The sequence below is a fragment of the Fluviicola sp. genome (assembly GCF_030151805.1).
Taxonomy (GTDB): domain Bacteria; phylum Bacteroidota; class Bacteroidia; order Flavobacteriales_D; family Crocinitomicaceae; genus Fluviicola.
In genome coordinates this window covers 1-7,146 of record NZ_JASLCN010000055.1, presented here as the reverse complement: position 1 = coordinate 7,146, position 7,146 = coordinate 1, and the positions used below count along the sequence as shown (strand labels likewise).

Here is a 7,146-nt window from a genome sequence, read left to right as displayed (position 1 = left end):
GGAATGCTTCTTTTACGGTCATCGACAGTAGTTTTAACCGTTTCACGCTGCTCAAAGTATTAGATTTGTCCTACAATCCGGTCATGGAAGTTTCCGAAACGGCATCTATTCCGTCCCTGCAAGAACTCAACTTGTCGAATTGCTCCTATAATCCCTGGAAAATCGGTGCGATCGGAAAAGCTTTTCCGAATCTTGAACAACTGAATCTGAGCAGCAATCAATTGTCATTTATCTGGTCCGGACTTCAAAGTTTGGGAAACCTGGTTCGCTTAAATATTTCGGATAACCGGTTGATCAACATTCCGGTGGAAATGATGTATCTGTCCAATTTAAAGGAACTCAATCTTTCCAAAAATGAAATCAAACTTCAGGCAACTGAACTGGGAGCTCTCTGGTCTTTGGAAAAACTGGATATTTCCGGTAATTCCGGGTTAAGTACCAACAACCTCGTTTTAAGCATTTCCGAAAACAAACGCTTGAAAGATTTAGCGATAGACGGAGATCAATTGAGCTCAAAAAGCATTCAACACCTTTCTCAAATGAACCTGGAGCGTCTGGAATTGACAAATGTTCAAAAACCCTCCGGAATTGATTTCACACGCTTCCCAACTACCCGAAAAGTGGCTTTCGCCCATTCGTCAAACTGGCTTTCCAATGACAATGTAAACCAATTTGATCAGGTATCTGAATTGGAGCTGATGAATTCATCCATTCCTGCAATTCTTCAAAAAATGAAGTCTTTAAGCATTCTGACTCTCAACCATATTGCAGAAACTGAAATTCCGAAATTATTTCCTTTGAAAAAATTAAGTGTGCTCGATGTTTCTAAAACCAGTTTGGATGTAAACCAGATTGCTCAATTGCAGCAAGAGCTGCCGGGCACCCAAATCATCACGGCAACCAACGATATAACGAAGAACATGATTTCCAACAGCTTGGAATCACTCATGGAAATTCCGGCAAAAATGGTTTCATTATCATCCGATAAAGCCACCTCGATTACAGAAAAAAATGTGTCGTTTGAAATTCCATCCAATGCGTTTCTCGACTCGAAAGGAAACCGGTATTCCGGAAAAGTAAGCATTGAGCTGACTGTTTATGATGATCCCTTTCAAATGGCTTTGGCGGGAATTCCGATGACTTTTACGGAAAACAACCAGGAAGAAATTTTTGCTTCGAATGGCATGTTCCGCTTTGAAGCAAAGGGAGAAAACAAGGAAACTCTTCAGCCGGATCCGGCCAACCCGATTCAGGTTTCAATGGGAGATTTACAACCGGAAAACAAAGGCGGACTTTTTGTTTTCAATGCTCAGACTTCCAAATGGAATACGATTTCTGACACGGTCAATACTCAAAATACAGCCTCACGCATTCAACGGGTTACCGATTCAATCAATAAACTGGACCTCAAAAATCTGGTTATCCGTTCTGTTAATGACCGTATATTCTCTATTCACCCCACTTTTTCACGTTTGGACAGAACTAAAATTTCGCTTCGTTCCCAATTTTTCCCGATTCAACAAAACGGCGGCATGGTTGTTCAAAACAGGAACAATTACAGCGGGAATGCGATGACCAGACAAGTATGGATCATCGACACCATCGTTAATCCGGAAATGAAAAAACAGCTTCAGGTGATGAAAAAAGAAACAAGCCCCCGGGGCAGCAGAAAGCTCAGAAAACGACAATCCGGAATGTTTATTCCCCGATTAATGAATAACCTGAGTATTGTTCCTGATCCGCTTCATGATAATTACCGCCTGATTTTTAAATACAGGGATTCAACAGTCAATCTTCCGGTTGCTTTAAGCGGAACTTCCAACAAGCAAATTCAGCTGAATACGCAAAAGTTCGAATCCAGTTTTAAAATCAACAGCGCAAAAGATCTGAAAGAGAAAAAAGCGTACGAAAAAAGTGTGGAAGAGCAATTGAAAATCGCCGAAATACAATTACGAAAGTCTTTGATTAATCGTGCAGTAGCACAAATTAATCTCTCATTGAATCCTAATTTCCGGGAGAGCCCGAATCGTTTGAATTTCGGGCTGACCGGTTTCGGATTGATAAACTGCGATTTCTTCATGCGGGAACGCGGGGAATACTTTGTTGGAACCGGCTCCCAGCTCATCGATCAGAACGGAGAAAAATACAAAACTCCCGTTACTGTTATTACGGTTGATCCTGTAAGGAATTTCTATCTCGAAACAGCGGCTCAAAATCCGATCAATTGTTTCAGAACCACGTACCTTGTTTTCAATTTAGGAGACAAAAAATTAGGGGTTGCAAAACCCGGAAGAGGTGAAACGATTAAACAAATCACTTTGATCGATATCCGGGATAAAACTCCACAGGAAGTTTCAAAAGCAATTCTTTCAATCTGATGAAGTTCGTTGTTTTAATCCTTTTCATACCTGTTTCTGTTCTCTGCGGAGCGCAGGGACAGTTTATTCGCGAAGCGCGTTGTCAGCTTCCACGCAAGGATTCGCTTTTTGCGTTCCGGTCCGACTTTGCAGCTTCGGGGAAATACAACTATTTTTCCGATTCAACGGAAAAGATCGGGTTGATTCTGAATCAGCTATTGAAAAACGCAAACAAAAACAGGGCCGACACATTGAAACAAAGTTTGGTTTTAACGGATTTGGCAACCTATTGCGCGAAACACATTCATTCGCTTATGCCGGTAAATCCGGAGCGAAAAAAACGTTTGGAGAAACGGATTCGCCGGATCTTTTTTGGCTCCAGGTGCAATTTCGGGCTGCTTGAAACTATCTCTTTTGAAATTCCGCTGGTCAAAACAAAAGGGCAATTTCACTACAATAAAAAAGGTCCTGCCGGCGGATACAATTTATACAAGGGAAAGCACAAAGCTAAAAAGACCGTGGAAAATCCGGAACCGGAAGAAATTGCCCTGGAAGAATACAGCTACGAAGAAATTCAAAAACACATCAGCAATCAACTGAGCAGAAAAAAGGTCTATCGTTATCTAAGTGAGAAAAATATTGCTGCTTTCGGTTACTCAATTGAACTGGATCAATCAACCGTTCAAAAAAATAAAATTCCTCAATTAAAAGTTTTATTGATCCTTGGAGAAAAACGTTTTTCGTACAAGCAGCGAAAGTCATTTAACAAAAAAACCTCATCCGTTTCCGAATGAGGTTTTTCAAAGAAAATATTTATATAGTTATGCGTGTTTCACGTTAACAGCCATTAATCCTTTTCTTCCTTCTTCCAAATCAAATGTAACAGCGTCGTTTTCATTTACTTTGTCAACCAATCCAGAAACGTGTACAAAATACTCTTTGTTAGTCTCATCTTCTTTAACAAAACCAAAACCTTTCGTTTCGTTAAAGAACTTAATAGTTCCTTTATTCATATTCTCAATTTATTTGATAAACAAAGATGTAATAATAAATTGAATACGAACTATTTATTTAAAAAAATATCACTAAAAATAAAAACGCCCCTCGTCTGAGGGGCGTTTTTATTGACTTATCAATTTCTAAACCAGCATCATAACCGGGTTTTCCATGTACTGTTTAAACGTCTGAAGGAACGCAGCTCCTGTTGCTCCATCCACTACTCGGTGGTCACAGGAAAGTGTTACTTTCATGATGTTTCCAGGCACAATTTGTCCGTTCTTAACAACCGGTTCCTGAGAGATTCCGCCGATCGCCATGATACAGCTGTCCGGTGAATTGATGATTGCAGTGAACTGCTCAATTCCGAACATTCCCAGGTTTGAAATGGTGAAAGTATTTCCTTCCCATTCTGCCGGCTGTAATTTTTTATCTTTTGCTTTTTGAGCCAATACTTTTACTTCGTCACCGATTTGAGACAAGCCTTTGCTGTCTGCAAAACGAACTACAGGAACCAGCAATCCGTCTTCTACTGCAACTGCAACACCGATGTGAATGTGACTGTTTTTGCGGATTACGTCTCCTAACCAGGATGAATTAATTGCAGGATGCTTGCGCAATGCCATTGCAACTGCTTTGATCACCATATCGTTGAAAGATACTTTCACCCCTTCGTTGCTGTTCATTGCCTTACGGGCTGCAATTGCATTGTCCATATCCAAGGAAATCGTCAGGTAGAAATGCGGAGCTGTGAATTTGGATTCTCCCAAACGGCGTGCAATCGTTTTACGCATTTGAGAAACCGGCTCATCTACAAACGATTCGCTCAATGAAGCTCCCGAAGAACCGGCAGGTCTTGCAGGTGCATCGTAAGGTACATAATGATCCACATCGCGTTTCGTGATTCTTCCTCCTTCTCCGGTTCCGGAAATGAAGCTTAAATCAACTCCTTTTTCTTCAGCCAGTTTTTTAGCTAACGGAGAAGCCAGGATGCGTCCGTTTGATGCTGTATTTGATACCGCAGCTGGTGCAGCTTTCGGAGCAGAAGTTACGGCAGCCGGTGCTTTTTCTTCTACTTTTTTCGCAGGTTCTGCTTCAGCCGTTTTTTCTTCCTTCTTCTCTTCAGCAGCAGGTGCAGCTGTCGTTCCGGCAGAAGCCAATAATGCGGAAATATCTTCGCCTTTTTCACCGATGATTGCCAATAGGGAATTGACCGGAGCCGGTTTTCCTTTTTCGATACCAATGTGTAATAAAACACCATCAAAAAATGATTCGAATTCCAACGTTGCTTTATCGGTTTCAATTTCAGCCAGTAATTCACCTGACTTTACAGTGTCCCCAACTTTTTTATGCCATTCCGCAACAACACCTTCTGTCATGGTGTCGCTCAATTTGGGCATGTTAATGATTTCAGCCATCTGCGATCTATAATAATCTATTAATATTCAATAATGTAAGGGTAGTTCGGTTCCTGGTAGATGTCTTCATACAAATCATCTGCATCCGGATAGGGAGATTCTTCAGCAAATTTCACTGATTCTTCTACTTCATTTTTCACCCATGCATCAATTTCTTCAATTTCTTTTGCAGTCAACCACTTGTTGGATTGGATCATTTTCAAACAATGTTCGATCGGATCCTGTTCCATCCACTCTGCTACCTCTTCTTTCGTTCGGTATTTTTGCGGATCTGACATGGAGTGACCTTTATAACGGTAAGTACGGATATCCAATAAGGTTGGTCCGTCTCCTCTTCGTGCTCTTGCAACTGCTTCTTCGATTGCTTCATGAACTGCTTCCGGCGACATTCCGTCAACGGATTTCGAAGGCATTTCATAAGAATCACCGATTTTAGATAAATCCGTCACGTTTGTTGTACGTTCAACGGATGTTCCCATCGCGTAGTTGTTGTTTTCAATGATGTAAATAACCGGCAATTTCCAGTTCATCGCCATATTGAATGTTTCGTGCAATGCTCCCTGACGAACAGCTCCGTCACCCATTGAAACGAACACCACATTATCTGTTCCGTTGTATTTCTCAGCAAAAGCAACACCCGTTCCCATTGGAATTTGTGCTCCAACGATTCCGTGTCCACCCATGAAGTTCTTCTCTTTGTCGAAGAAGTGCATAGATCCACCTTTTCCTTTGGAACAACCTGTAGAACGACCGTATAATTCGGCCATCAATACACGAACATCTGTTCCTAATCCGATTGGATGAGCATGATCACGGTAAGCCGTCATATGCGAATCAGTTGGTCTTGATGCGCTGACAGTTCCGGCAACGATTGCTTCCTGACCGATATATAAGTGACAAAATCCTCCAAATTTTTGCTGAATGTATAATTGTCCTGCTTTTTCTTCAAAACGACGCATCAAAAGCATATCCTTATACCACTTGATGTATGTTTCTTTTGAGAACTTAGCGGTGCTTTTTAAAGCACTTTTATTTGTTGTTTTTGATGGTTTTGAAGCTGTTTTCGTAGCCATGCTTACCAATTTTTGTTTGTTTAACGGACAAATATAAAAAGAAGTACGTAGATAGAAGCCAAAGCTTGAATTGAAAATGGAGAATTTTAAAATTGAAAAGGGTTTATCCCCTCTTGACAGCATAAACATTTGTCTCTTACCGAAAGTCATGCTTTCTCTTCTTTTCAATTCTCCATTTTCAATTTGACAAAATGTGTAGTTTTGTCAGAATTCTATCTTGAAAATGGTCAAAATCGGTTTATTGTCTGACACCCATGGTTTTCTTCCCGAACGCGTTTTTGAATTATTCAAAGATGTGGATGAAATCTGGCATGCAGGCGATATCGGAAGTCTTGATGTAACCGACCGGCTTAAAGCGTTCAAACCCCTGCGGGCAGTTTTCGGAAATATTGACGACCAGCAGATCCGTTCGGAATTCCCGGAAGATCTGACTTTTCAAATAGAAGATGTGATGGTTTCCATAACGCACATTGCCGGAAGACCGGGAAGATACAGCAAACACGCTGTGGATTTTATCAGGAAAAGTAAACCTGCTTTGTTTGTATGCGGACATTCGCATGTTCTTCTGGTTCAATATGACAAGAGTAAAAACCTCTTATGGTTGAATCCCGGAGCTTGCGGAAATAAAGGTTTTCATTCGGTTCAGACAGCACTCAGATTTCAGATCAACGGCTCCAAAGTGGAACAAATGGAAGTCATCGAGTTTGGAAAAAGATCAAGTTTGAACAATGAAGACAAAAATTAAACGTTATTGCCACATATGAAAAACGAACTGAGACTCATATTACTATTTCTTCTTCCACTCGCTTCTTTTGCTCAAACGGGAGGAATTCATGCCTTTCAGAATCTAAACAGCCAATACAATGCCCGGACAATGGGTTTAGGCGGAGACGCCATCACCATTTACGATAACGACCAGAATTTGGGATTGAACAACCCGGCGATCATGAATTATCAAATGCACGGAAGGTTCGGATTCAATCAATCCATCCTGACAAGCGGCGTGAATACCGGTGCTTTAACATATGCCCGAAAAATCCGCAAAACAATGGGAATGGTGCATTTCCGCTACGCTTCCTACGGTAAAATGCAGCGAACGGATATTGACGGAACGAATTTAGGAACCTTTACTCCCGGTGAATTTATTCTCGGCGCAAGTGCCCAGCACAAATTCAATGAACGCATGTCGGTTGGAGCCACCCTGAATATTTTATACTCTCAATTAGATTCGTATACAGCTTTTGGAACCAGCCTGGATATTGCAGGACTTTACCGTGACAGCGCTCATAACCTGAACATCGT

The 7,146-nt window shown here is 41.2% G+C and carries 7 protein-coding genes; 4 read left to right on the top strand and 3 right to left on the bottom strand.

Annotated features, from left to right (window positions below):
* The coding region (locus Q1V93_RS02175; protein ID WP_300660815.1) for a hypothetical protein at positions 1-2,378 on the top strand (2,378 nt) is incomplete at its 5' end.
* The gene (locus tag Q1V93_RS02170) at positions 2,378-3,151 is read left to right on the top strand and encodes a hypothetical protein (RefSeq protein WP_300660813.1); all 774 of its coding nucleotides are present in this window, start codon (positions 2,378-2,380) and stop codon (positions 3,149-3,151) included. The genes Q1V93_RS02175 and Q1V93_RS02170, both read left to right, overlap by 1 nt.
* 27 nt (positions 3,152-3,178) lie before the next feature.
* Here the strand turns inward: Q1V93_RS02170 and Q1V93_RS02165 are convergent, their stop codons facing one another.
* The 3 genes from Q1V93_RS02165 to pdhA all read right to left on the bottom strand — a co-directional run bounded on the left by Q1V93_RS02165 (position 3,179) and on the right by pdhA (position 5,844).
* Positions 3,179-3,370: a cold-shock protein gene (locus Q1V93_RS02165; RefSeq protein ID WP_013687512.1), complete on the bottom strand. Its 192-nt coding sequence runs from the start codon at positions 3,368-3,370 to the stop codon at positions 3,179-3,181.
* A 126-nt stretch (positions 3,371-3,496) separates the two neighbouring features.
* Complete coding sequence (locus tag Q1V93_RS02160; protein WP_367183768.1) at positions 3,497-4,771, bottom strand: pyruvate dehydrogenase complex dihydrolipoamide acetyltransferase; 1,275 nt, start codon at positions 4,769-4,771, stop codon at positions 3,497-3,499.
* 20 nt (positions 4,772-4,791) lie between these two features.
* Positions 4,792-5,844, bottom strand: coding sequence for a pyruvate dehydrogenase (acetyl-transferring) E1 component subunit alpha (gene pdhA / locus Q1V93_RS02155; protein WP_300660810.1), 1,053 nt, complete (start codon positions 5,842-5,844; stop codon positions 4,792-4,794).
* A 223-nt stretch (positions 5,845-6,067) separates the two neighbouring features.
* Here pdhA and Q1V93_RS02150 point away from each other — a divergent pair, with 223 nt between their 5' ends.
* The gene (locus Q1V93_RS02150) at positions 6,068-6,589 is read left to right on the top strand and encodes a metallophosphoesterase family protein (protein ID WP_300660808.1); all 522 of its coding nucleotides are present in this window, start codon (positions 6,068-6,070) and stop codon (positions 6,587-6,589) included.
* Between the two features lie 15 nt (positions 6,590-6,604).
* On the top strand, positions 6,605-7,146 hold a 542-nt coding region (locus Q1V93_RS02145), incomplete at its 3' end, for a hypothetical protein (protein ID WP_300660806.1).

What these genes read in the sequence shown, in the direction of transcription:
- Q1V93_RS02160 (WP_367183768.1), bottom strand. Translation starts at nt 4,771, where the DNA reads ATGGCTGAAATCATTAACATGCCCAAATTGAGCGACACCATGACAGAA.
- Q1V93_RS02150 (WP_300660808.1), top strand. Translation starts at nt 6,068, where the DNA reads ATGGTCAAAATCGGTTTATTGTCTGACACCCATGGTTTTCTTCCCGAA.
- Q1V93_RS02170 (WP_300660813.1), top strand. Translation starts at nt 2,378, where the DNA reads ATGAAGTTCGTTGTTTTAATCCTTTTCATACCTGTTTCTGTTCTCTGC.
- Q1V93_RS02165 (WP_013687512.1), bottom strand. Translation starts at nt 3,370, where the DNA reads ATGAATAAAGGAACTATTAAGTTCTTTAACGAAACGAAAGGTTTTGGT.
- pdhA (WP_300660810.1), bottom strand. Translation starts at nt 5,844, where the DNA reads ATGGCTACGAAAACAGCTTCAAAACCATCAAAAACAACAAATAAAAGT.